The following is a 23666-nucleotide window of genomic DNA, read 5'->3' as shown; positions in this document are numbered from 1 at the left end:
AGCCGACCTCCAATGACTGAGCAAAAACCGGAAATCGTCATCACCTATTGCACTCAATGCCAATGGTTACTGCGTGCGGCCTGGCTGGCCCAGGAACTGCTCAGCACGTTCGGCGACGATTTGGGCAAAGTTTCCCTGGTGCCCGGCACTGGCGGAGTGTTCCGCATCGCTTGCGACGGCGTGCAACTCTGGGAGCGCAAGGCTGATGGCGGATTCCCTGAGGCCAAAGTGCTCAAGCAGCGGGTGCGCGACCGTATCGATCCGGAGCGGGACCTGGGCCATAACGACCGGGTTCAGTGAGACGTCGCTTCGACGCTTGCCTGTGGTTTCTTCGAACTCAACTGACTCGACACCACGATCGCGACGATGATCAGGAGGCCGCCCAGCAGCATGCGCAAGGTCGGGGTCTCGCTGAACAACAGCCAGGCCATGGCGATGCCATAGACCGGTTCCATGGCGAAGACCACGGCCGCGGTGCGGGCCTTGATCACCCCCAGGCTGGCAACGAACAGACTGTGTGCCAGACCGGTGCAGAACACCCCGAGCAGGCCGATCCACAGCCAGTCGAGCGGGCGCACATCACTCAGTTGCGGAGCGGCCAGGGGCAACAGGCATAACCCGACCACCAGGTTCTGGCAGAGCGCGGCCTGTACGGGAGGGACATGGCCGGAGCCGGCGCGGTTGGTCAGCGACAACAGGGAAAACAGCAACCCTGATGCCACCGCCCACAGGAGCCCGGAGGTGGCGCTGCTGGCCAGGTCGAATGCTGGCGTGACCAGCACCAGCCCGATGCTTACCAACACCACCAGCAGGATTTCATTGGCGCGAATCCGCTCGCGAAAGATCAGTCCTTCGAGCAATACCGTGAAGGCCGGGAAACTGGCGAACCCCAACGTGGCGACCGCCACCCCCGCGATTTTTACCGCAATGAAAAAGCTGACCCAATGCCCCGCCAACAGCAGGCCACCCAACAGCAATCGCCGGCCGTCCGCTGCACGGAGTTTCTGCCAACGGGCGCGGCTGGCAAAGCGGGCGAAGAGCGCCAGGGCCAGTACGGCAAATACCGCACGACCGAACACAATGACTGCCGGCGACGCGGCCGCGAGCTTGCCGAACACGCCAGTCAGACCAAACATGAGAGCGCCAATGTGCAGGGCGCCGAGGGCAGTACGGGGCGTCATCACAATCCTTCCAGACAAAACGGTAACAGGCGGATCCCTGAGGGAGGCATTCACAAAAGCCCGGAACACCGCCGCCCCTGTGGGAGCGGGCTTGCTCGCGAATGCGTTCGACCTGTCACGAAAGTATTCACTGACACACCGCGTTCGCGAGCAAGCCCGCTTCCACCGAAGCTTTCTCCGGTCAGTATTTAAACGTGGTCAAGAGCAGTGTGTCTGTCGCGATCCTGGCGATTTTTAGCGCCAGGCTAGCGCCGAAGCTTGCTCGGCGACACGCCGAATTCGCGCAACACCGCGGCGGCAAAGGCGCTCTGGGAGCCATAGCCGACCCGGTGAGCGACCTCGCCAATCGGCAGGTCCGTGTCGCGCAGCAACCCTACGGCCTTGTGCAGGCGACGGCTGCGGATGTACTCCATCGGCGTCTGGCCGCATTCGGCGATGAAGCGCGCATGCAGGCGGGCGCTGGACAGCCCGGCGACCTGGGCCAGGTCCGCCACTTGAAGCGGATAGGCCGCGTATTGGTCGATGTGAGCGTCGAGCGCGGCGTAGGGCAGGCGACGGCCTCCGGTCGTGGCGGGACGAGCACCATTGAGACTGGCCAGGAGCAGCACCGCCCCCTGTCGGGCAATCAGCGGATCGTCCATCCGGCTACTTGCCAGCCAACAGACCAATTGGCTTTGCCCCGCATTCAGGGGCAGGCGGGCACTGCTGTCGAGCAACCGTCGGCTGGCGTCGGCGTGGTCCCCCAGGCACTGATCGATCCAGTCGTCGCCCGGCACGTCCATCACCAGGCAGCGGCTGCCGTGGGGGCTGTCACAAGCGTGGTGTGCTCCGGCCGGCACTACCACCAAACTCTGCCGGACCACCTGGCTGCCGCAACCTTCGATCTCGAAATCCAGCGCACCGGACAACCCGAATACCAATTGCGCATGGTCATGGCTGTGGACGATCAGGTCCTGGCTGTATTGGCGTAGCGTGAGGATCGGTCTCATCGCGGTCTCCCGTGGCAGGCCGTCAGGATACACTGAGGGCGTGACGTAGCGCGCTGTCATGCAATGGACTTGTGTTTGTCATGGGGCATTAATCGCCGGCGTGCACAGTGGTGGAAACGATAGAGGGGGTGCCCATGACCAGCGCCGAGCTCGCCAGACCCAGCCGCAAGCAGCGTGTCCGCACCCTGTGGATTTCCGACGTACACCTGGGCACCCGGGACTGCCAGGCCGAGCACCTGTCGCAGTTCCTCAAGGGCTATCACGCCGACAGGATCTACCTGGTCGGTGACATCATCGACGGTTGGAAACTGCGCGGCGGCATGTACTGGCCCCAAGCGCATACCAACGTCATCCGACGCTTGCTGACCATGAGCAAGCGCGGCACCGAAGTGATCTACGTCACCGGCAATCATGATGAATTTCTGCGGCGCTATTCGAAGCTGATCCTGGGCAATATCCAGCTGGTGGACGAGGCGGTGCATGTCACCGCCGATGGCCGGCACCTGCTGGTGATCCACGGCGACCAGTTCGATGTCATCACCCGTTACCATCGCTGGTTGGCATTCCTCGGCGATTCGGCGTACGAACTGACCCTCACACTGAACCGTTGGCTTAACCATTGGCGCGCCCGTTATGGCTACGGCTACTGGTCACTGTCGGCTTACCTCAAGCACAAGGTAAAGACCGCTGTCAGCTTTATCAGCGACTTTGAGGAGGCCATCGCCCACGAATGCGTGAAACGTGAGTTGCACGGCGTGGTGTGCGGCCATATTCACCATGCCGAGATTCGCAAGGTGGGAGAGGTGGAGTACCTCAACTGCGGTGACTGGGTCGAATCGTGCACGGCATTGATCGAACACTGGGATGGCTCGATCGAGTTGTACCGGTTGGCGGATGCCCAGGCGCGCGAGGCGCAGATCAAGGCCGGGTTGAAGATTTCCGAACCTGCTTGAGTCGTGTCGCGGGCAAGGCTTGCCCCGCGATAAGAACACCATGGTCCGCCGGTTAGAACGCCACCTTGCCCCGCAGCATGTCGCGGTACATCACAAAATCCCCCAACAGGCTGTAGAGCGGATGCTGGAAGGTGGCCGGCCGATTCTTTTCGAAGAAGAAATGCCCGACCCAGGCGAAGCCGTAGCCGGCCACCGGCAAGGCGATCAACCACCACCAGACGGTTGCGACGAGCGCCAGGACGAAAATCAGGATGACCAGGGAGGTGCCGACGAAGTGCAGGCGCCGACAGGTGCTGTTGCTGTGTTCGCCGAGGTAATACGGGTAAAACTCGGCAAAGCTGTCGAATCGTTTGCGCTTTTCCAAGACTGCGGGCTCTTTGGTTGTTGTGCTGTATCCAAGTCTAGGGCGAACGGTTGCATTGGCCAGTGACAAAGAGCGCCACTTTAGTATCCTTCGCAAAACCGGCCGTGGCACACGGCCCGTCATGCGGGGGAAACGTATGGGCGAACGAACCACTTCTTCCAGCTGGGCGATGGGGATTGTCAAGGCGCTGGAAATGGACGGCCTGGATTGTCGCGCGCTGTTCGGGCAACTGGGGCTGGACTTTGATGCGTTGGACGATCCGGACGCCCGTTTCCCCCAGGACTCGATGACGCGACTCTGGCAACGGGCGGTGGAGCTATCGGGTAACCCGGCCATCGGCCTGAACATGGGCAAGGTGGTCCGCCCGGCGTCGTTCCATGTGGTGGGTTATGCCCTGATGTCCAGCCGCACGTTGATCGAGGGTTTCCAGCGGCTGGTGCGCTATCAGAGAATCATCGCCGAAAGCGCCGAGGTCAGTATTCGCCAGTTGGATGGCCATTACGGACTGATCCTGACGGTGCACGGCGACCATATTCCGCCCACCCGGCAAAGTACCGAGGCCTCCCTGGCCTGTGCGCTGAGCCTGTGCAACTGGCTGACCGGACGCACCCTGCATCCGGTGAAAGTGTTGTTCCAGGCCCCTGAACCCCTTGATCCGACACCTTACCAGCAGGCTTTTGCCGCGCCGCTGATATTCAATTCGCCGTACGATGCGCTGGTCTTCGAACGCTCAGACATGGAAGCGCCGCTGCCGACGGCCAACGAGGCCATGGCATTGCTTCACGACCGCTTTGCCGGCGAGTACTTGGCCCGTTTTTCGGGAAGCCGAGTGACCCACAAGGCGCGGCAAGCCCTCTGCCGGCTGTTGCCCCAGGGCGAACCCAAGCGCGATGTGGTGGCGCAGGCATTGCACTTGTCCCAGAGGACCTTGCAGCGACGGCTGCAGGAGGAGGGCACCAGCTTCCAGCATTTGCTCGACGACACCCGCCGAGAACTGGCCGAGCAGTACCTGACACAGCCGGACATGACATTACTGCAAATCGCCTATCTGCTGGGGTTTGCCGACCCGAGCAATTTTTTCCGCGCCTTCCGCCGCTGGTTCGATGCCACGCCCGGAGAATACCGGGCGGCAAGGGGACTCAAGCCGGTCAGTGACGCCAGAACGCCGGGATGCACAGCACGAACACCGTGATGATTTCCAGGCGACCCAGGAGCATGCCCGCCGACAGGATCCACTTGGCCGCATCCGGCAGCGGCGCGAAGTTGCCGGCCGGCCCGATGGTTTCCCCCAACCCCGGGCCGACGCCGGACACCGTACTGGCTGCCCCGGTCAGCGCGGTCATCCACTCCACGCCCAGCAAGGACAGCAGGAGGGCGATCACGCAGATGGTGATGGCGAAGAAGAACGAGAACGTAAGGATCGACCGCACGATTTCTTCATCGAGGCGGTGACCGTTGTATTTTTGCTTGATCACCGCGCGCGGGTGGATCAATTGCATGAGGTTGGCCCTGAGCAGGATATACGCGACCTGGAAGCGGAAAATCTTGATCCCGCCAGCCGTCGAACCCGAGCAGCCGCCCACGAAGCCCAGGTAAAAAAACAGCATGAGCGAGAAATTGCCCCAGAGGCTGTAGTCTCCCAGGGCGAATCCCGTGGTGGTCACGATGGACGTCACATTCAGCGCCACGTGGCGCAGTGCGTCCAGCCAATGCAGGTCGGTGGTGGCCCAATACCAGGTGCCGAGGACCAGCCAGGTGACCAACAACACACCGATCAGACCCTGAACCTGCTGGTCCTTGATCAGCGCCCGACGATGGCCTCGCAGCATCGCGACATACAGGGCGAACGGCAGGCTGCCGAGGATCATGATGACGATAGCGACCCAATGCACCGCCGGTTGGGTCCATTTGGCCAGGGACAGGTCCGAGGTGGAAAACCCGCCGGTGGAGATCGCCGACATCGAATGGTTGATGGCATCGAACGGGCTCATTCCAGCCCACCAGAGCGCCAGGGTTCCGAATATGGTAATGCCGACGTAGGACGCCACGATCAGTCGCGCCACCATATGGGAGCGGGGCATGACTTTTTCCGAACGGTCCGACGACTCGGTCTGGAACAGCCGCATGCCACCGATGCGCAGCAGCGGCAGGATCGCTACCGCCATGCCGATGAAGCCGATACCGCCGAGCCAGTGCAGCAGCGAGCGCCACATGAGGATGCCGGGAGACATGGTGTCCAGGCCACTGAGGACCGTAGCGCCGGTGGCGGTGATCCCCGACATGCTTTCGAAGAACGAATCCGTATAGCTGATGTGCTGGGTCAGCAGAAATGGCAGCGCCGCGAAGATGCACACCACCAACCAGCTGCTGACGGTCAGCAGGTACATGTCCCGGGGGCGCAGATGAATGTGTTCAGGGCGTCCGGGCAGCACCAGGGCCAGGCCGGCGACGAAGGTGATCATGCTCGACCAGAGAAATGATGGCAGGTCGCCCGTGCGCTCGAAGACCAGCAGGGTGGCCATGGGCACGACCATGAAGATCGCCAGGGTGATCAGGAAGATGCCGATGATAAAACCAATGATCCGTAGGGTCGGCAACGCCATGGAGTCCGCTCGGGCTGAAAGGGAAGGGCGCCATTCTACCTGCGACAGACCTCGTGTAAACCAGCCCCTTTGGGCGCTTGCGGCGAGCAGGAGCCTGACATCGGAATTTGCGCTGACGGACGGGCCGTGCAGCCACTAGAATAGTCGGACATTTTTTCCAGGGAGGTGCCTGATGCAGGCTCTCGACGTACTGCTCAACCGTGTTTCCGTTCCACGCCTGATGGAGCCGGCGCCCACGGCCGAACAACGGGAAGTGATGTTCGCTGCCGCAATGCGCGCTCCGGATCACGGCCAGTTGCGGCCATGGCGTTTCCTGACGGTCGAAGGGCAAGCGCGTTATCGCATGGGCGAACTGCTGGCCGAAGCGGCGCGCTTCAATGACCCGCTGGTACCCGAGGCCGTGGTGGAAAAGGCCCTCAATGGCCCGTTGCGCGCACCGCTCGTCGTGGTGGTGATCGCTCGTCTGCAGGACCATTTCAAGGTGCCCAAGTCCGAACAGCTGCTGGCGGCGGGTTGCGCGGCGCACGCCATCCTGCTGGCGGCCTACGCCCAAGGCATCGGTGGAGTCTGGCGCACGGGGGAACTGGCCTATTCGCCACATGTGGCCGAGGGGCTTGGCCTGGAGGTTGGCGAAGAGGTGATCGGCTTCCTCTACCTGGGCACGCCGCAGAAAGAAGCCCGGATCGCGCCGAAGGAGGATACGGCTGAATTCGTTGGTGAGTGGACGGGGGCGTAGGTCCGTCAGACTAACCTGTGGGAGCAAGCGTTGCTCCCACAGGTTGTCCGCCGTTTGAGCTTTCGGTGTTGGTTATTTGCAGACGTCTGCAATGGCCCCGGCCAGCAAGTCCAGGCGAGTGGCGTCGATGCCGGCCACGTTGGCCCGGCCCGTACCGACCATGTACACGCTGTGGCACTCGCGCAGTTGCCTGACCTGTTCCGGATTCAAACCGGTGTAGGAAAACATCCCGCGTTGCACGCCGATATGGGCGAAGCGTTCCCGTAAACCATGGGGCTCCAGCGCCTCCAGCAGGCCATTGCGTAACTGCGCGATACGCAGCCGCATGTGCTCTACCTCATCGCTCCACCGGCTTTTAAGTGCTGCATCACCGAGGATGGTCGCCACCACCGACGCGCCATGATCCGGTGGGGTCGACCACAGGTTGCGGGCAATATTCGCCAGTTGGCTGCGCACGTCCACCAGCTTGTCGGCATCGCGGGCGCAGACGATCAGCGCGCCGGTACGGTCGCGGTACAGGCCGAAGTTCTTGGAGCAGGAGCTGGTGATCAATACTTCGGGCAAGGTATCGGCAAACAACCGGACAGCCCAGGCATCCTGCTCCAGGCCATCGCCAAAGCCCTGATAGGCGAAGTCGATCAGCGGCAGCAGTTCACGGCTGCGCACCACCTCCAATACCTGGCGCCATTGGTCATGGGACAGGTCGAAGCCGGTGGGGTTGTGGCAGCAGGCATGCAACAGCACCACATCACCGGTCGGCGCTTGCTTCAGGGTCGCCAGCATCGCCTCGAAATCCAGACGGTTGTCGTTGCCCACGTAAGGGTAATGACTGGCCTTGACGCCGGCGGCTGCAAAAATGGTTTCGTGGATCGGCCACGTCGGATTGCTCAACCAGACGCCACGGCCCGGCAGGCACTGGGCGATGAAATCGGCGCTCAGGCGCAAGGCCCCGGTGCCTCCCGGGGTCTGTGTGGCGCCAGCACGCTGTTGCGCGATCAGCGAGGAGCCGGCGCCCAGCACCAGCGCGTTGATCAAGTGGCCGAATACAGCATCGCCATGACCACCGATGTAGGTCTTGGTGGTCTGGCGATCCACCAGCCGCTGTTCGGCCAGTTTCACCGACTCCAGGATGGGCGTCAGACCCTGTGCATCCTTGTAGACGCCAACGCCCAGGTCGAATTTGCTCGGGTTGCTGTCCGCCCCGTAGGCCTCCATCAAGCCCAGGATCGGGTCGCCGGGCACCCGGCCGATGGCGTCGAAATGCATTACTTGCGGCCCTCGGCGGTTTTGGCCACGTCATCGGTGCGGGCGGCCATGATGAAGTCGTTGCGGTGCAGGCCCTTGATGGAGTGGCTCCACCAGGTCACGGTGACCTTGCCCCATTCGGTGAGCAGGCCAGGGTGATGGCCTTCGGCCTCGGAAATCTCGCCGACGGCGTTGGTGAACGCCAGGGCATGCTTGAAATTCTTGAACAGGAAGACTTTTTCCAGCTGCATCACGCCGTCGCGCACTTCGATGTTCCAGTCCGGGATCTGCTTGATCAGGACCGGCAGTTCTTCGTCGCTGACTTGTGGGGCGTCGGCGCGGCAGGCTTCGCAGTGGGCTTGGTTCAGAGTGTTCATGGTGTGTTCCTGGATCAATAGATGAAAGCGTCGATGCACCCACGCTAAAGCAAAGCCGTGCGGTGCAACAGACTCACTTGAGGTCGAAAAACGCCATTCAGGCGGCTTTCGGCGGAAATTTCGGTGCGTGCAGGCCCAGTTCCCGGCCGCGCTTGACCATCCCCATGATGTCTTCGTGGGCCAGGTCGAACAGGCGCTTGAGTTCGGGCAGCACGAAATACACCGGCTGCAAGATGTCGATGCGATACGGCGTGCGCATGGCTTCCAGCGGGTCGAAGGGCTGGTGCTCCGGCTCATCGGACAGGCAATACACGGTTTCCTTGGGCGATGACAGGATGCCGCCGCCGTAGATGCGTCGACCTTGAGGCGTTTCCACCAGCCCGAACTCGATGGTCATCCAGTACAGGCGAGCCAGGTAGACGCGCTCTTCCTTGGAGGCCTGCAGGCCGAGCTTGCCGTAGGTGTGGGTGAACTCGGCGAACCAAGGGTTGGTCAGCAGCGGACAGTGGCCGAATATCTCGTGGAAGATGTCCGGTTCCTGCAAGTAGTCCAGTTCTTCACGGGTACGAATGAAAGTCGCCACCGGAAACTGCTTGCTGGCAAGCAATTCGAAGAAGGTCTGGAAGGGGATCAGCGCTGGCACCCGGGCGACTTGCCAGCCCGTGGTCTCGCCCAGCACTTTGTTTATTTCTCCCAGCTGCGGAATGCGGTCGTGGGGCAGGCCAAGTTTGTCGATGCCGTCCAGGTATTCCTGGCACGCACGGCCTTCGATGACTTTCAGCTGGCGGGTGATCAGCGTGTTCCACACCGCGTGTTCTTCGGCGGGGTAGTGAATAAAACCTTGCGCATCGGGCTCGCGGGCCACGTATTGCGTCTGCTTCATGCTGCTCTCCTGCTGTTTTTTCACCGGTGTTTCGAACCGGGGAAAGCTGTTTGTTGTTATGTCCAGCGATGCATTAGAGATAAACCCGATACACGCAGATGCACAGCAGGTCCATGGAAGGCGAGACAGTCGATTGATTGAAATTCGTAACGTTTTCTTTACGTATCTGGTCGGAGTTAATGCGTATCGAGATTTCACGGTGGGAATCAGCCTACAACTGTCACATAATCTTGACGACTATTTGCGCCGCCAGACAGAAAAAGCGGGTGGCGTGCAGGCTGTTCCTACTCATCGGGCCTTTTATGCGCATCAAAGTCCATTGCCAGAACCGCATCGGCATCCTGCGGGATATCCTCAACCTGCTGGTGGAATACGGAATCAACGTCGCCCGGGGCGAAGTCGGTGGCGAGCACGGCAATGCGATCTACCTGCACTGCCCGAACCTGATCAACATTCAATTCCAGGCGCTTCGACCGAAGTTCGAAGGCATCGCCGGGGTATTCGGCGTCAAGCGCGTAGGGCTGATGCCCAGCGAGCGGCGGCACATGGAGCTCAATGCCTTGCTCGGCGCCCTGGAGTTTCCGGTGCTGTCCATCGACATGGGCGGATCCATCGTCGCGGCCAACCGGGCGGCGGCGCAGTTGCTCGGGGTGCGGGTGGATGAGGTGCCGGGCATTCCATTGTCCCGGTACGCCGAGGATTTCGATTTGCCGGAACTGGTGCGAGCCAATCAGTCGCGCATCAACGGACTGCGGGTCAAGGTCAAGGGTGATGTGTTCCTGGCCGACATTGCTCCGCTGCAATCGGAGCACGACGACAGCGAGGCCATGGCCGGCGCGGTGTTGACCTTGCACCGCGCCGACCGGGTCGGTGAGCGTATCTATAACGTACGCAAGCAGGAACTGCGGGGCTTCGACAGTATCTTCCAGAGCTCCAAAGTCATGGCGGCCGTAGTCCGCGAAGCCCGGCGCATGGCACCGCTGGATGCGCCGCTGCTGATAGAAGGCGAAACCGGCACCGGCAAGGAATTGCTGGCCCGTGCATGCCATTTGGCGAGCCCTCGCGGGCAATCGCCATTAATGGCGCTCAACTGCGCGGGGTTACCGGAGTCGATGGCCGAGACCGAGCTGTTCGGCTACGGCCCCGGCGCCTTCGAAGGCGCACGCGCCGAAGGCAAGCTTGGCCTGCTGGAGCTCACTGCCGGAGGGACCCTGTTTCTCGACGGCGTGGGCGAGATGAGCCCGCGTCTGCAAGTGAAGCTGCTGCGCTTCCTGCAGGACGGTTGCTTCCGACGGGTGGGCAGCGATGAAGAGGTGTACCTGGATGTGCGGGTGATCTGCGCGACCCAGGTGGACCTGTCCGAGCTCTGTGCTCGGGGAGAATTCCGCCAGGATCTGTATCACCGCTTGAATGTGCTGTCGCTGCACATCCCGCCGCTGCGTGAATGTCTCGATGGCCTGGCGCCGCTGGTGGAGCACTTTCTCGATCAGGCCAGCCGGCAAATCGGCTGCTCGTTACCGAAGCTGGCTCCGGCGGCAATGGAGCGACTGAGCCATTACCACTGGCCGGGCAATGTCCGGCAATTGGAAAACGTATTGTTCCAGGCCGTCTCCCTGTGCGATGGCGGTACGGTGAAGGCCGAGCACATCCGCTTGCCGGACTATGGCGTGCGTCAGCCCCTGGGGGATTTTTCCCTTGAAGGCGGGTTGGATGAGATCGTCGGGCGTTTCGAGAAGGCCGTGCTGGAACGCCTGTATTCCGAACACCCCAGCAGCCGGCAGTTGGGTAAGCGGTTGGGGGTTTCCCATACGACCATTGCCAACAAGTTGCGTGAGTATGAGGTGGGCAAGGAGCCGGCTCGTGAGTGACTGACAAACAGTTCCTTTTGTGGCGAGGCTATCAAAGGCCGTTGCTTGCCGTAAGCGGCATGACACCGCCGGTTTTACGTCTTTCCCCTTGCTGAAAAAACTCCCTTCAATTCCCTCAAGCCCTTTGTTTTCCGGGCTCTTGAGCGTCAGGAAATAACTTGGTCTGCAAATTGCTTAAGGCTCAGCAGTACAGCAGTGGGCGGCAAACGTCCGGCATGCAGAGGAACGAAAGTGGACAAGTACCTTTATGTGGCAATGACCGGTGCCAGCCAGAACGCATTGGCGCAGCGGGCTCATGCCAACAACCTGGCGAACATCTCCACCAACGGTTTTCAGAAAGACCTGGAGCAGGCGCGTTCGATGCCGGTGTTCGGCGACAGCTTTCCGGCGCGGGCATTCGCCATGTCCGAACGTCCTGCCACTGACTTCACCCCAGGCGCGCTGGTTGAAACCGGTCGCGACCTCGACGTGGCGGTCAGCGGGCCAGGCTGGATGGCCGTGCAGAACCCGGACGGCGGTGAAAGCTATGTGCGCACCGGCAGCCTGAACGTTGACGCCCTGGGCGTTCTGCGGGCCGGCAACGGTATGCCGGTGATGGGCAACGGCGGTCCGATTGCCGTGCCGCCGGAGCAGAAAATCGAGATTGGCCAGGACGGTACCATCAGCATCCGCGCCATGGGCGAAGGTCCGCGCGTGATGGCTGAGGTCGACCGCATCAAGCTGGTCAATCCCGACCTCAAGAATATGACCAAAGGGCTCGACGGCTCGATTCGTACCAAGGATGGCCAGCCGGCGCCGATCGACGCCAACGTGCAGTTGGTGTCGGGCTTCCAGGAAGCGAGCAACGTCAACGCCGTGGATGAGATGACTTCGGTGCTGGCCCTGGCCAAGCAATTTGAGCTTCACGTGAAAATGATGAACACCGCCAAAGAAGGCGACGAGGCCATGGCTCGGGTCTTGCAGATCTAACCATTAATTAAAGCGTCGCGCCGAAAATCAGGCGTACGAGGAGAATCGAATGCTTCCGGCTCTGTGGGTTGCCAAAACAGGTTTGTCCGCCCAGGACACCAACCTTTCCACTATTTCCAACAACCTGGCAAACGTCTCGACCACGGGTTTCAAACGTGATCGCGCCGAGTTCCAGGACCTGCTGTACCAAGTCAAGCGCCAGCCAGGTGCCCAGTCGACCCAGGACAGCGAACTGCCGTCGGGCCTGCAAGTGGGTACCGGTGTGCGCATCGTCGGCACGCAGAAGAACTTCAACGCCGGCAGCCTGCAAACCACTGAGCAGCCACTGGATATGGCCATCGACGGTCGCGGTTTCTTCCAGATCCTGCAACCGGACGGCACCACGTCCTACACCCGTGACGGTACGTTCCACCTCGATTCCAATGGCCAGATCGTCAACGCCAGCGGTTTCGCCCTGGAGCCGGCCATCATCATCCCGAACGATGCCCAGACCTTCACCGTGGGCCGTGACGGCACCGTGTCCATCACCGTGGCGGGCAACCCGGCCGCTCAGGTGATCGGCAACCTGCAGACCGCCGACTTCATCAACCCGGCCGGCCTGCAAGCGGTGGGCAACAACCTGTTCCTGGAAACCGCTGCCAGCGGTGCGCCACAAGTCGGTACGCCGGGCCTGAACGGTTTCGGCACCACCCTGCAGAACACCCTGGAAACCTCCAACGTGAGCACCGTTGAGGAGATGGTCAACATGATCACCACCCAGCGCGCCTACGAGATGAACTCCAAGGTGATCTCCACCGCCGACCAGATGCTCTCGTTCGTTACGCAGAATCTGTAATTACGTCCATGAGGCGGTCGCAAGCCGCCTTGCAACACCTAGAGGTAGGGTCATGAATCGCTTTGTATCTGTACTGGCACTGAGTGGGATCACCGCGCTCGCGGGCTGCGTCGCGCCTACGCCCAAGCCCAATGACCCATACTACGCTCCGGTGTTGCCGCGCACGCCGTTGCCGGCCGCCGCCAACAACGGCTCGATCTATCAGGCCGGTTTCGAGCAGAACCTGTACAGCGACCGCAAGGCCTTCCGGGTCGGTGACCTCATCACCATCACCCTGAACGAGCGGACCCAGGCCAGCAAGAACGCCAACTCGCAGATCGACAAGACCAGCGAAACCAGTGTCGGCCTGACCTCGTTGTTCGGTTCGAGCATGACCACCAACAACCCTATCGGTGGCGGTGACCTGAGCCTCAACGCCGGCTATGGCGCCGACCGGGCCACCAAGGGCGACAGCAAGTCCGGGCAGAGCAACAGCCTGACCGGCTCGATCACCGTGACCGTTGCCGATGTGCTGCCCAACGGCATCATCGTCGTACGTGGCGAGAAGTGGCTGACCTTGAATACCGGTGACGAACTGGTGCGTATCGCCGGCATGGTTCGTGCTGACGATATCGCTACCGACAATACTGTGTCGTCGACTCGTGTGGCGGATGCGCGCATCACCTACTCGGGTACCGGTGCGTTTGCCGATGCGAGCCAGCCGGGCTGGTTCGACCGTTTCTTCCTCAGCCCGAAGTTCCCTTTCTAGGTGGCCCCGTTGAATCTTAAGAAGCTGTTGATGGGTGCATTGCTGATGTCGGCAGCCTTCGCCGCTCAAGCCGAGCGTTTGAAGGACATCGCCAGCATTTCCGGTGTGCGTTCCAACCAGTTGATCGGCTACGGCCTGGTCGTGGGCCTGAACGGCACCGGTGACCAGACCACCCAGACGCCGTTCACGCTGCAGACCTTCAACAACATGTTGTCGCAGTTCGGTATCAAGGTACCGGCCGGTTCGGGCAACGTGCAGCTCAAGAACGTCGCTGCGGTGTCGGTCAGTGCCGATCTGCCAGCGTTCGCCAAGCCCGGTCAGCAGGTGGATATCACCGTTTCGTCCATCGGTAACTCCAAGAGCCTGCGTGGCGGCACACTGCTGCTGACACCGCTCAAGGGTATCGACGGCAACGTATACGCCATCGCCCAGGGCAACCTGGTGGTGGGTGGTTTCGATGCCGAAGGGCGTGACGGTTCGAAGATCACCGTCAACGTTCCGTCGGCCGGTCGAATCCCCGGTGGTGCGTCGGTGGAGCGTGCGGTGCCGAGCGGTTTCAACCAGGGCAACAGCCTGACGCTGAACCTCAACCGCTCCGACTTCACCACCGCCAAGCGCATCGTCGACAAAATCAACGACATGCTCGGCCCAGGCGTGGCCCAGGCCATCGACGGCGGTTCGATCCGCGTCACCGCGCCCCTGGACCCGAGCCAGCGGGTCGACTACCTGTCGATCCTGGAAAACCTGGAAATCGATCCTGGCCAGGCTGTGGCGAAAGTCATCATCAACTCGCGCACCGGCACGATCGTGATCGGCCAGAACGTCAAGGTTTCGCCGGCCGCCGTGACCCACGGCAGCCTGACGGTGACCATCACCGAAGACCCGATCGTCAGTCAGCCGGGCCCGTTGTCCAACGGCCAGACCGCGGTAGTTCCCCGTTCGCGGGTCAATGCCGAACAGGAAGCCAAGCCGATGTTCAAGTTCGGCCCAGGCACTACCCTGGATGAAATCGTCCGGGCGGTGAACCAGGTCGGCGCGGCACCGGGTGACCTGATGGCAATCCTCGAAGCCTTGAAGCAGGCCGGGGCGTTGCACGCCGACCTGATCGTGATTTAAGGAACGAGCCATGGATATGCGCAAAGGTGCCTTGATCAGCGGGGATTCGGCGTCCTACTCGGACCTGAATCGCCTGAACCAGCTCAAGGTCGGCGACAAGAACAGCGATGGCAACCTGCGCAAGGTGGCGCAGGAATTCGAGTCACTGTTCCTCGGCGAAATGCTCAAGTCCATGCGTTCGGCCACCGAGGCCCTGGGCAAGGACAACCCCATGAACACGCCCGAGGCCAAGCAGTACCAGGAAATGTACGACCAGCAGTTGGCCGTCTCCATGTCCCGCGAAGGTGGCGGCATCGGCCTGGCCGATGTGCTGTTGCGTCAGATGTCCAAGAACAAACCGTTGGCGTCGGGCGAGGCGGCTACTTTGTCGGCTGCCAAGCAGCAAGAAGCGCTGGACAAGGTGGCCAAGGCGCCGGTACCCACGCCCGTGGCGGCGGGAACGTTGTCCGACGGGCCTCTTTCGCGCACCAGCGGCCAGCGTCCGTTGTGGGCGTCGCGGGCCGCGAATGCGCCGCATGGCGCAGAAGGCGTCCACCGCAACGACATGGAACTGCTCAACCAGCGTCGCCTGGCCCTGCCGCCGAAACTGGCTGACCGCTTGCTGGCCGGCCTGGTGCCTTCGGCCGCGGTCAACGCCACGGGCGACGCCGCTGCGCAAAATATTCTGCCGGATCGTGCCGTCGCAGCCGTCAAGCCCGCGTCCGGCGAATTGGCCAATGGCGACTGGCTGGCTGCGCTCAAGGCCTCCGAGTCGAAAGGGGATATGCAGATCTACGGCCGTGCCGTGGCCCAGCCGCCACTTGCGCCGGCCCGCAAGGCCTTCCGCGATGCCGACGAGTTCGTCAACGCCATGTTGCCCATGGCCAAGGAAGCGGCAGATCGCATCGGTGTCGACCCGCGTTACCTGGTGGCCCAGGCCGCCCTGGAAACCGGGTGGGGCAAATCGGTCATGCGCCAGCCTGATGGCAGTAGCAGTCATAACCTGTTCGGCATCAAGGCCAGCCAGAACTGGAAAGGCGGTTCGGCGCGGGCAATCACCAGCGAGTTCCGTAATGGCGAGATGGTCAAGGAGACGGCCGAGTTCCGTTCCTACGCCTCGTACCGCGACAGTTTCCATGACCTGGTCAATCTGCTGCAAAGCAACAGCCGCTATCAAGATGTGCTGAAGTCGGCCGATAACCCGGAACAGTTTGTACGCGAGCTGCAAAAGGCCGGTTATGCCACCGACCCGAACTACGCCCGCAAGATTTCGAATATTGCCCGGCAGATGACGAGTTACCAAAACTACGCATCTGTAAGCGCCACCACGACTTTATAAGGTCTGAACCATGAGTTTGCTCAACATAGGGATGTCGGGTCTGTCTGCAAGCCAGACCGCGTTGGTGACCACCGGTAACAACATCGCCAACGTCGATACCGCCGGTTATTCGCGTCAGCAGACCGTGCAGACCACGAAGGCGTCGAACCAGTACGGCAACGTGTTCATCGGTTCGGGCACGACGCTGGCCGATGTGCGCCGGGTGTATAACTCCTATCTCGAAGCTCAACTGAAGACCACCACATCGCTCAACAGCGATGCGGCAGCCTATCAGGGGCAGATCACGCCCCTGGATTCGTTGTTGTCGGACAGTGGCACCGGCCTGAACGGCGCGCTGACCAAGTTTTTCGCCTCGGTGCAGAACGTCAATGCCAAGCCGGGCGACGATGCCTCGCGTCAGTTGCTGCTCAGCGACGCCCAGGCCTTGAGTAACCGGTTCAATTCGGTTGCCAGCCAGATGACGGAGCAGAGCAATAACATCAACGGCAACCTGAGCAGCATGGTCGATCAGGTCAATAAACTGGCGACCACCATTGCCCAGTTGAACAAGAAAATCGCCGAAGTCTCCAACACCGGCGGTGCGCCCAACGACCTGCTGGATTCCCGTGGCGAGGCCATTCGCCAGTTGTCGACTTTCACCGGCACCCAGGTCGTGGAAAACGGCAGCAGCCTGGACATCTACCTGGGCTCCGGCCAACCGCTGGTAATGGGCAACATCACCAATACCCTTGAGGCCGTGCCGGACAAGAACGACCCGGGTCGCATGGGCATCCAGCTCAACAGCGGTTCCAGTTCCATGGACATTACCTCGGTGCTCACCGGTGGCGAAATCGGTGGCCTGATGCGCTACCGCAGCACCGTGCTCGACCCGGCCATGAACGAGTTGGGCCGTGTGGCGCTGGTGGTCGCCGACCAGATGAACCGCATCCAGGCGTCCGGCATCGACATGAACGGAGCCTTCGGCTCCAACCTGTTCAGCAACATCAACAGCACCGCGCAGATGAGCCAGCGCAGCGTCGCTTCACTGAACAACAGTGCCGGCGCCGGTAACTTCAACGTGTCCATCGAGGACACCGGCAAGCTGACCACCAACGACTACAAAGTGACGTTCACCAGCGCCACCGGGTACATCGTGCAACGCTTGCCCGAAGGCACGTCGATGGGCGCGTTCAGCACCACCACCACACCGCCACCGGTGATCGATGGTTTCTCCATGTCCTTCGCTGGCGGCGCTCCGGTGGCCGGTGATTCGTTCAAGATCACCCCGACCCGCAACGCGGCGGGCAGCATCAAGACCGAAATGACCGACTCCAAGCGGTTGGCGATTGCCGCGCCGTTGGGCGCTGCCATCGCGCCGGGCGGTAGCGGCACGCTGACCATTCCTGCCAGCGGCCAGCCGACCCTGACGACGAAGTTTGACATTTATGATCAAGCCACCACGTCCATCATCCAGGACGGCATCAAGAATTCCATGCCGGTCAAGGTGGTCTTCGACGCGGCTTCAGGTACCAGCCAGGGTTACCGCTTGCTGGATGCCAAGGGCGGCCTGATCAGCAGCGGCACAATCACCCCTGGCCAGAGCAATACGCTGAGCTTGAGTGTTCCGCTCAAGGACGCCAGCGGCAACCCGATCATGGATTCGTCCGTTCCGCCAGCACAGCGCACCGTCACGTTCGAGATGTCCATTGCTGGAGCGCCATCGGATGGGGCTGGCATCAACATCAGCCTCAGCCAGCCCGGCAGCCTGGACAACCGTAACGGTACTGCCCTGGCTGCGTTGCAGACGGCCAAGACCGTGGATACCGGTTCGAGCAGCAAGGGTATTTCCCTGAACGATGCCTACGGCAAGCTCGTGGAAGGCGTGGGGGCCAAGGCCGCCCAAGGCAAGCTCGACAGCGCCGCCACCGGAGCGATCCTGAACAACGCCAAGAACGCCCGCGATTCGCTGTCGGGTGTGGACCTGGACGAAGAAACCGGCAACCTGGTCAAGTTCCAGCAGTACTACACCGCGTCTTCGCAGATCATCAAGGCGGCGCAGCAAATCTTCAGCACACTGATCAACAGTCTTTAAGGAGCCGTAGCCCATGCGCATCTCTACCTCCCAGTTTTACGAAAGCACGGCTGCGAACTACCAGAAGAACTTCGCCAAAGTCGTCAAGACCAGCGAAGAAGCCAGCAGCCTGGTGCGGGTCAATACCGCCGCCGATGATCCGGTAGGGGCTTCGCGCTTGTTGCAGTTGGGTACGCAGGCTTCGATGCTGAATCAGTATTCGGCCAACATGACCACCATCAAGGGCACGCTGGGCCAAACCGAAGCGGTGATGACGAGTATCAATAATGTGCTGCAACGGGCCAAGGAACTGGCTTTAGGTGCCGGTAACGCGGGCTACACCGACAGCGATCGGCAGGCGAATGCATCCGAGCTGGGGCAGATCGAAGAGCAGTTGCTCAGCCTTATGAACAGCAAGGACGAAAACGGCAAATACATTTTCTCCGGTTCAAAGGGCGACGTAGCGCCGTTCTCGCGCAATAGCGACGGCACGTACAGCTATAACGGAGATCAGGTGACGCTCGATCTGCCGATTGGCGATACCCAGTCGATGGCCACCAACAGTACCGGTTGGGAAGTATTCCAACAGGCAATCAACACCAATCGCACCGGAACCACGCTGGTAGCGCCGGCCGTGGATGACAATCGCGTGGTGTTGTCCAACGGTCAGGTCGAGTCCGATGTGACCTACAACGCCAAATTTCGCAGCGGTGAACCTTACACCGTATCGTTTTTGAGCAGCACTCAGTTGCAGATCACCGATGCGTTGGGCAATGACGTGACGGCTGAAGCCAGCCAGAACGGCGCGTTCAAATCCGGCACCGCAGACTCGCAGACGGTGAGCTTCCGGGGCGTTGATTTGAAGCTCAACATTAACCTCAAGGCCGGTGATACCAACCCTGACGCTGTTATCGCCGGCCACACGTTTACCCTGGCGGCCAAGCCGGACAGCTTCATCACGTCGCGCAGTCCGGGTAATCCGACCGCAGCCCTGGTCACGGGTGCCACGGTGACTAACAGCGTGGACTACCATGCCAGCTTCCCAAGCGGCGGAGCGGTCCTCAAGTTCACCAGTGCCACCGATTTCGAGCTGTATGCGTCCCCCCTGACCGCCAATAGCACGCCGGTATCTACTGGCACCATGGCCGGAACGACTGCAACGGCCTCAGGTGTTTCGTTTACCGTGTCCGGCACGCCTGGTACAGGCGATCAGTTTTCCATAGGGGTCAATACGCACCAGACCCAAAACGTCCTGGACACCGTAAGTCAGCTGAAAACAGCGTTATCGACGCCAACCAATAATGACCCGATCGCCATTCAGAAAATGAACGCGGCGGTCCTTGCCGGTGTCGGTAACTTGTCTGCTGGTATTGATAAGCTGTCGTCGAGCCTCAGTTCGGTGGGCGGGCGCGGGGCATCGCTGGTGACCCAGACCGACATCAATCAGAGCCTGGCGTTGGCCAATACCCAGACCCAGGGTGCCATCCGCGATTCCGATCCAGCGGAAGTCATGACCCGCCTGACGCTACAGCAAACCATGCTGCAGGCTTCGCAACTGGCCTTCAGCAAAATCGCTCAGTTGGGCCTGTTCAACAAAGTCTGAGTCAGCGCCTTTGTGATCATCCTGCGATGGTTGCGAATGCCGAGCGAAAAACCGTTTTCATTCAGCGGTTAAGGGGGTTTCACTTCGTTGAAGTGAGCTCCCGCCGCTCGCGAGTTCAGCCACAGTGAAATCAGCCCCTCTCGTTACCATTGCCATCCCCGCTTTCAATCCGCAATTCTTCCAGGCGGCGCTGCAAAGTGCGCTGAATCAGACCTACTCCCCTCTGGAAGTCATAGTTTGTGATGACAGCGGTGGCGAGGAAATCCGCCAACTCGTCGCTGCTTGCGAAGTGCCGGCCACGACCCGACTGCGTTACGTGTGTAACCCAAGCCGGTTGGGCTTCCAAGGTAACCTGCTGGCATGTGCGCAAGAGGCTACAGGCGAGTTTCTCAAGTTCCTGTGTGACGATGATCAGTTGTTGCCTGAATGTATTGCGCAGCAGATCATCGGTTTCGTTGACCACGAAGATGTCAGTCTGGTGACCGCGCAACGGCAGTTCTGCGATGAGGATTACCTGCTGCTGTCAGAGCGTCTGGAAAACTGCTGTTTTTCCACCGGGGTTACCTTGTTCAAGGGTGAGGATCTGTTGGGGATTCTTGAAAGTACCCTGATCAATTTCCTCAGCGGTTTGAGCGGGGCGTTGTTGCGTACCCGCCATGCGTTGGAATACCTGCCCGCGCTGACCCAGGTGGGGGATGGTTTTATCGCTCGCCTGGACTTCGCCTTGTTCGCCTGTCTGCTGCGACGCGGTAATCTGGTGGTGGTCAGCCAGGTGCTGAGCCTGGAGCGTTTGCATCCGGCACGCTTGAGTAACCAGTTATCGGTCAGCAATGCCGTGATGACGGAACTCGACTGGCTTAAGCAGATGCTTGCCCTGCGCAGTGGCGAGCCGGCACCTGCTCCCGGCTGGGTGCGCTATATCGCATTGGCCGATGCCATTCAAGGGCAGCCCTATGCCTGGGAAGAAACCGGTCTTGGTCGGCAGCTGGGTTTTATTCAAACACTCATTGAGTCTCGGGTCGGCAGCGAAAGTGACAGTTTTACCGACCTTTATCAGGAGTGGCTGTCCTGTCGTCATTTGAATCCAGCGCAGGAGCGCTTGTTGGGGACGCGCTTGCAGAGTTGGAGCTGGCGTCCACGCATCGTACCGATTGTGTTGGACGCCAATGGCGACACCCACGCGCTGAACGTAACGCTCAAGAGCATTCGCCAACAGCTCTACGCTGCAGAACAGATCGTGGTGCTCTGCGATTCTTCGCAAACCGATGAAGATGTGCGCTATGTGCTTCTGGAGGAAAACCCGGTCGCTCAGTTCAATCGCTTGCTGGCTGAGCTGCACGATGCTGACTGGGTCTATCTGCTGCGTGCCGGTGATCGCCTGAGCGAGTGTGCGTTGCTGTTGTTGGCCGAACGCATGGTAGAAATGCCAGACGTGCGGTGCCTTTACAGTGACGAGGGTGGCCTGCGCGACGATCTTTCGGTCGAACCGGTGTTCAAGCCGGATTTCAACTTGGACCTGATGCGCAGTTACCCCTATATCGGGCGAGTCCTGGCTTTTGAGCGGCAGCAGGCTGTGGCGCTTGGGGGCATTGCCGACGGCTTCGGCGACCTGGCTGTCCACGACCTGATCTGGCGCCTGGTGGAAACCAACGGCCCTCATGCGGTAGGGCATGTCACTGAGGTTCTGGTGCAATCAACGTTGCGCCTCTCCCAATGGCTGATGCAACCGCAAGTCGTCGAGCACAATCCAGGTGTGCTGGCCGCTCATTTACAGCGGATTGGCGCGCCCCATCGGATCCGTTCCGGCAGTGTGCCGCTGATCAACCGCGTGGACTATCTGCATGATCAACCGGCCATGGTGTCGATCATCATTGCCACCCGCAACGATCTCGACACTTTGGAGCGCTGTGTTGAAAGCCTGTTGGAGAAGACGGCCAATACCCGATACGAAGTTCTTGTTGTCGATAACGCCAGTACTGCGATTGATGCTCGTGACTGGTTGTCGGCCATGGAGCAGGTCGGCGGTGACAAGCTGCGGATTCTGCGCTGTGATCACGGTGACAATCTGGCGGCTGTGCACAATTTCGCCGCGGCTCAGGCGCGGGGCGATTACCTGTTGTTCCTCAGTTCCTACAACCGGATCGTCAATCCCGATTGGCTGGATGAATTACTCAACCATGCCCAGCGTCCTGAGGTCGGAGTGGTCGGCGGGCGCCAGGTAAGTTCGCAAGGCCGCATCGAAGGTACGGCCCTGGTGCTGGGCTTACGCGGAGCCATTGGCGTCCCGAATCGTGGTGAGCCGCTCAGTACGCCGGGCTATATGAAGCGTCAGCAAACGGTGCAAAACTTCAGTGCCGTGAGTATTGAGTGTCTGCTGATACGCAAGACAATATTCGATGACCTGAACGGGCTGGATGAGCAAGACCTGTCGCAGGTGCTTAATGGTACCGACCTGTGCCTGCGAGTCAGGGAGAGCGGCCACCTGGTGGTATGGACGCCTTACGCCGAGTTGGTGCGTGCGGTACCTGCGTCGGCTCCCCATCCAACGCCCAGCGTGTTGCAGGCCGAGCAGAAAAGTTTCTATCGGCGCTGGATGCCGTTGGTGGCCCGGGATCCGGCCTATAACCCTAACCTGAGCCTGGGGACCAGTAATTTCAGCATGGAACCAGGTTTCAAGGACGGCTGGGATCCGTTCTCACGGCAGATTCTGCCCAAGGTCCTGGCGATTCCCATCAATGCGACCGCCGTGGGCCATTACCGCGTCAGCCAGCCATTTCTGGAACTGGAGGCTGCCGGTCGCGTGGTCGGGCACTTGAGTTATCACACGCCGTCGGACATTGAACTTGAGCGTTGCTCGCCCGATGTGATCGTGTTGCAGGGCCGATACAGCCAAGGCGCGGTCGACGAGGTTGAACGGGTCAAAAATGCCTCACGGGCGTTTCGGATCTTTGAACTCGATGATTACGTGATCGATGTGCCGAAAAAGAATGCACATATCCGTAAAGCCGAAATTGGGGTCGATAAACTGGTGCGTCGTGGCGTTGGCCTGTGTGACCGTGTCGTGGTGTCGACCCAGCCCCTGGCTGATGCCCTGCGAGACATGCATCACGACATCCGGGTCGTTCCGAACATGCTTGCACCGCATTTGTGGCTCGGATTGACCAGCCAACGGCGTACCTCACGTAAACCCCGCGTCGGTTGGGGCGGCGGAACAAGTCATGATGGCGACCTGGCAATCATTGCAGACGTCGTACGTTTGTTGGCCGATGAGGTCGATTGGGTATTCTTCGGCATGTGTCCAGAGGCGCTGCGTCCGTTCGTTCACGAGTTCCATTCCGGCGTCGGGCTGCAAGCCTATCCAGCCAAACTGGCCAGTCTCAATCTCGACCTGGCTCTCGCCCCGTTGGAATTTCATATTTTCAACGACTGCAAGAGCAACCTGCGCCTGTTGGAATATGGCGCTTGCGGGTATCCGGTCATCTGCACCGACACCGAGGCCTATCGCGGCTATCTGCCCTGTACGAAGGTCGTCAGCAACAGTACCGAAGAATGGCTGGAGGCAATCCGCATGCATCTGTCTGACCCGGATGCCAGTTACCGTATGGGCGACGCGCTGCGAGAAGAAGTGCTGCGCGATTATCTATTGCGGGGTAACAACCTTAACTACTGGGCGGAGGGTTGGTTGCCGGGCTGAGCTGAGACGGATGCCTATCGCAGGTGATCTTGGTTTTACCTGTTTTGTTGGGACAGCCAATCGCAAGCTCTGTTGTTATTCATCAAAGGGACAGCCCTGGCTAATCCAGCAGGGGGCGTCCCTTTCTCATACCG

General features: G+C 60.7%; 20 protein-coding genes. 13 read left to right on the top strand and 7 right to left on the bottom strand.

Annotated elements, in window-relative coordinates; genetic code table 11:
* The first annotated feature begins 12 nt into the window (after positions 1-12).
* On the top strand, positions 13-300 hold the full coding sequence (locus tag LCU97_RS02715; protein WP_053154847.1) for a SelT/SelW/SelH family protein: 288 nt from the start codon (positions 13-15) through the stop codon (positions 298-300).
* Here LCU97_RS02715 and LCU97_RS02710 read toward each other — a convergent pair.
* Both LCU97_RS02710 and LCU97_RS02705 read right to left on the bottom strand, forming a co-directional pair.
* Positions 294-1181, bottom strand: coding sequence for a DMT family transporter (locus LCU97_RS02710; RefSeq protein WP_232775475.1), 888 nt, complete (start codon positions 1179-1181; stop codon positions 294-296). The genes LCU97_RS02715 and LCU97_RS02710 overlap by 7 nt on opposite strands.
* Positions 1182-1426: 245 nt before the next feature.
* Positions 1427-2170, bottom strand: coding sequence for a helix-turn-helix transcriptional regulator (locus LCU97_RS02705; RefSeq protein WP_232775474.1), 744 nt, complete (start codon positions 2168-2170; stop codon positions 1427-1429).
* Positions 2171-2304: 134 nt separating this feature from the next.
* Between LCU97_RS02705 and LCU97_RS02700 the strand changes: the two genes are divergently transcribed.
* A complete protein-coding gene (locus tag LCU97_RS02700) occupies positions 2305-3123 on the top strand; it encodes a UDP-2,3-diacylglucosamine diphosphatase (protein WP_053154856.1) in 819 nt (272 codons plus the stop codon).
* A gap of 52 nt (positions 3124-3175) precedes the next feature.
* Here the strand turns inward: LCU97_RS02700 and LCU97_RS02695 are convergent, their stop codons facing one another.
* Positions 3176-3487 carry a DUF962 domain-containing protein gene (locus tag LCU97_RS02695; RefSeq protein WP_232775473.1) on the bottom strand — a complete coding sequence of 104 codons (312 nt, stop codon included), beginning with the start codon at positions 3485-3487 and terminating at the stop codon, positions 3176-3178.
* A gap of 136 nt (positions 3488-3623) precedes the next feature.
* Between LCU97_RS02695 and LCU97_RS02690 the strand changes: the two genes are divergently transcribed.
* Positions 3624-4679 carry an AraC family transcriptional regulator gene (locus LCU97_RS02690; RefSeq protein WP_232775472.1) on the top strand — a complete coding sequence of 352 codons (1056 nt, stop codon included), beginning with the start codon at positions 3624-3626 and terminating at the stop codon, positions 4677-4679.
* Here the strand turns inward: LCU97_RS02690 and LCU97_RS02685 are convergent.
* Positions 4636-6090: a TrkH family potassium uptake protein gene (locus tag LCU97_RS02685; RefSeq protein WP_232775471.1), complete on the bottom strand. Its 1455-nt coding sequence runs from the start codon at positions 6088-6090 to the stop codon at positions 4636-4638. The genes LCU97_RS02690 and LCU97_RS02685 overlap by 44 nt on opposite strands.
* Positions 6091-6262: 172 nt before the next feature.
* Here LCU97_RS02685 and LCU97_RS02680 point away from each other — a divergent pair, with 172 nt between their 5' ends.
* Positions 6263-6826, top strand: a complete 564-nt coding sequence (locus LCU97_RS02680; RefSeq protein WP_053154868.1) for an NAD(P)H nitroreductase — start codon at positions 6263-6265, stop codon at positions 6824-6826.
* 72 nt (positions 6827-6898) lie between these two features.
* Here the strand turns inward: LCU97_RS02680 and LCU97_RS02675 are convergent, their stop codons facing one another.
* From LCU97_RS02675 to phhA, 3 genes are all read right to left on the bottom strand, one after another.
* Entirely contained in the window at positions 6899-8092 is a 1194-nt protein-coding gene (locus tag LCU97_RS02675; protein WP_053154871.1) for an amino acid aminotransferase, read from the bottom strand.
* Entirely contained in the window at positions 8092-8448 is a 357-nt protein-coding gene (locus LCU97_RS02670) for a 4a-hydroxytetrahydrobiopterin dehydratase (RefSeq protein ID WP_003184087.1), read from the bottom strand. The genes LCU97_RS02675 and LCU97_RS02670 overlap by 1 nt, the downstream gene beginning before the upstream one ends.
* A gap of 97 nt (positions 8449-8545) precedes the next feature.
* Positions 8546-9391: a phenylalanine 4-monooxygenase gene (gene phhA / locus LCU97_RS02665; protein WP_082339825.1), complete on the bottom strand. Its 846-nt coding sequence runs from the start codon at positions 9389-9391 to the stop codon at positions 8546-8548.
* A 242-nt stretch (positions 9392-9633) separates the two neighbouring features.
* Here phhA and LCU97_RS02660 point away from each other — a divergent pair, with 242 nt between their 5' ends.
* The 9 genes from LCU97_RS02660 (at position 9634) to LCU97_RS02620 (ending at position 23532) form a co-directional block, all read left to right on the top strand.
* Positions 9634-11199 carry a sigma-54-dependent transcriptional regulator gene (locus tag LCU97_RS02660; protein WP_053154877.1) on the top strand — a complete coding sequence of 522 codons (1566 nt, stop codon included), beginning with the start codon at positions 9634-9636 and terminating at the stop codon, positions 11197-11199.
* Positions 11200-11430: 231 nt separating this feature from the next.
* A complete protein-coding gene (locus tag LCU97_RS02655) occupies positions 11431-12168 on the top strand; it encodes a flagellar basal body rod protein FlgF (RefSeq protein WP_003199043.1) in 738 nt (245 codons plus the stop codon).
* A 49-nt stretch (positions 12169-12217) separates the two neighbouring features.
* Positions 12218-13003: a flagellar basal-body rod protein FlgG gene (gene flgG / locus LCU97_RS02650; RefSeq protein ID WP_053154880.1), complete on the top strand. Its 786-nt coding sequence runs from the start codon at positions 12218-12220 to the stop codon at positions 13001-13003.
* Between the two features lie 52 nt (positions 13004-13055).
* Entirely contained in the window at positions 13056-13751 is a 696-nt protein-coding gene (gene flgH, locus LCU97_RS02645; protein WP_053154883.1) for a flagellar basal body L-ring protein FlgH, read from the top strand.
* A 30-nt stretch (positions 13752-13781) separates the two neighbouring features.
* Positions 13782-14867 carry a flagellar basal body P-ring protein FlgI gene (locus tag LCU97_RS02640; protein ID WP_172679650.1) on the top strand — a complete coding sequence of 362 codons (1086 nt, stop codon included), beginning with the start codon at positions 13782-13784 and terminating at the stop codon, positions 14865-14867.
* Between the two features lie 10 nt (positions 14868-14877).
* A complete protein-coding gene (flgJ, locus tag LCU97_RS02635) occupies positions 14878-16185 on the top strand; it encodes a flagellar assembly peptidoglycan hydrolase FlgJ (protein ID WP_232775470.1) in 1308 nt (435 codons plus the stop codon).
* A gap of 10 nt (positions 16186-16195) precedes the next feature.
* The gene (gene flgK / locus LCU97_RS02630; protein WP_053154891.1) at positions 16196-18256 is read left to right on the top strand and encodes a flagellar hook-associated protein FlgK; all 2061 of its coding nucleotides are present in this window, start codon (positions 16196-16198) and stop codon (positions 18254-18256) included.
* Positions 18257-18269: 13 nt separating this feature from the next.
* Positions 18270-19838, top strand: coding sequence for a flagellar hook-associated protein 3 (locus LCU97_RS02625; RefSeq protein ID WP_053154894.1), 1569 nt, complete (start codon positions 18270-18272; stop codon positions 19836-19838).
* Positions 19839-19962: 124 nt separating this feature from the next.
* A complete protein-coding gene (locus LCU97_RS02620; protein ID WP_232775469.1) occupies positions 19963-23532 on the top strand; it encodes a glycosyltransferase in 3570 nt (1189 codons plus the stop codon).
* The last annotated feature ends 134 nt before the right edge of the window (positions 23533-23666 follow it).

This window comes from Pseudomonas uvaldensis (genome assembly GCF_021271205.1).
Classification (GTDB): domain Bacteria; phylum Pseudomonadota; class Gammaproteobacteria; order Pseudomonadales; family Pseudomonadaceae; genus Aquipseudomonas; species Aquipseudomonas uvaldensis.
The sequence above is the reverse complement of the archived record's forward strand: the minus strand, read 5'-3'. Positions and strand labels throughout refer to the sequence as shown.

Bases quoted from the DNA above. Each gene is read 5' to 3' on its own strand.
- LCU97_RS02715 (WP_053154847.1), top strand. From the start codon at position 13: ATGACTGAGCAAAAACCGGAAATCGTCATCACCTATTGCACTCAATGC.
- LCU97_RS02710 (WP_232775475.1), bottom strand. From the start codon at position 1,181: ATGACGCCCCGTACTGCCCTCGGCGCCCTGCACATTGGCGCTCTCATG.
- LCU97_RS02705 (WP_232775474.1), bottom strand. From the start codon at position 2,170: ATGAGACCGATCCTCACGCTACGCCAATACAGCCAGGACCTGATCGTC.
- LCU97_RS02700 (WP_053154856.1), top strand. From the start codon at position 2,305: ATGACCAGCGCCGAGCTCGCCAGACCCAGCCGCAAGCAGCGTGTCCGC.
- LCU97_RS02690 (WP_232775472.1), top strand. From the start codon at position 3,624: ATGGGCGAACGAACCACTTCTTCCAGCTGGGCGATGGGGATTGTCAAG.
- LCU97_RS02685 (WP_232775471.1), bottom strand. From the start codon at position 6,090: ATGGCGTTGCCGACCCTACGGATCATTGGTTTTATCATCGGCATCTTC.
- LCU97_RS02680 (WP_053154868.1), top strand. From the start codon at position 6,263: ATGCAGGCTCTCGACGTACTGCTCAACCGTGTTTCCGTTCCACGCCTG.
- LCU97_RS02675 (WP_053154871.1), bottom strand. From the start codon at position 8,092: ATGCATTTCGACGCCATCGGCCGGGTGCCCGGCGACCCGATCCTGGGC.
- LCU97_RS02670 (WP_003184087.1), bottom strand. From the start codon at position 8,448: ATGAACACTCTGAACCAAGCCCACTGCGAAGCCTGCCGCGCCGACGCC.
- LCU97_RS02660 (WP_053154877.1), top strand. From the start codon at position 9,634: ATGCGCATCAAAGTCCATTGCCAGAACCGCATCGGCATCCTGCGGGAT.
- flgG (WP_053154880.1), top strand. From the start codon at position 12,218: ATGCTTCCGGCTCTGTGGGTTGCCAAAACAGGTTTGTCCGCCCAGGAC.
- flgH (WP_053154883.1), top strand. From the start codon at position 13,056: ATGAATCGCTTTGTATCTGTACTGGCACTGAGTGGGATCACCGCGCTC.
- LCU97_RS02640 (WP_172679650.1), top strand. From the start codon at position 13,782: ATGGGTGCATTGCTGATGTCGGCAGCCTTCGCCGCTCAAGCCGAGCGT.
- flgJ (WP_232775470.1), top strand. From the start codon at position 14,878: ATGGATATGCGCAAAGGTGCCTTGATCAGCGGGGATTCGGCGTCCTAC.
- flgK (WP_053154891.1), top strand. From the start codon at position 16,196: ATGAGTTTGCTCAACATAGGGATGTCGGGTCTGTCTGCAAGCCAGACC.
- LCU97_RS02625 (WP_053154894.1), top strand. From the start codon at position 18,270: ATGCGCATCTCTACCTCCCAGTTTTACGAAAGCACGGCTGCGAACTAC.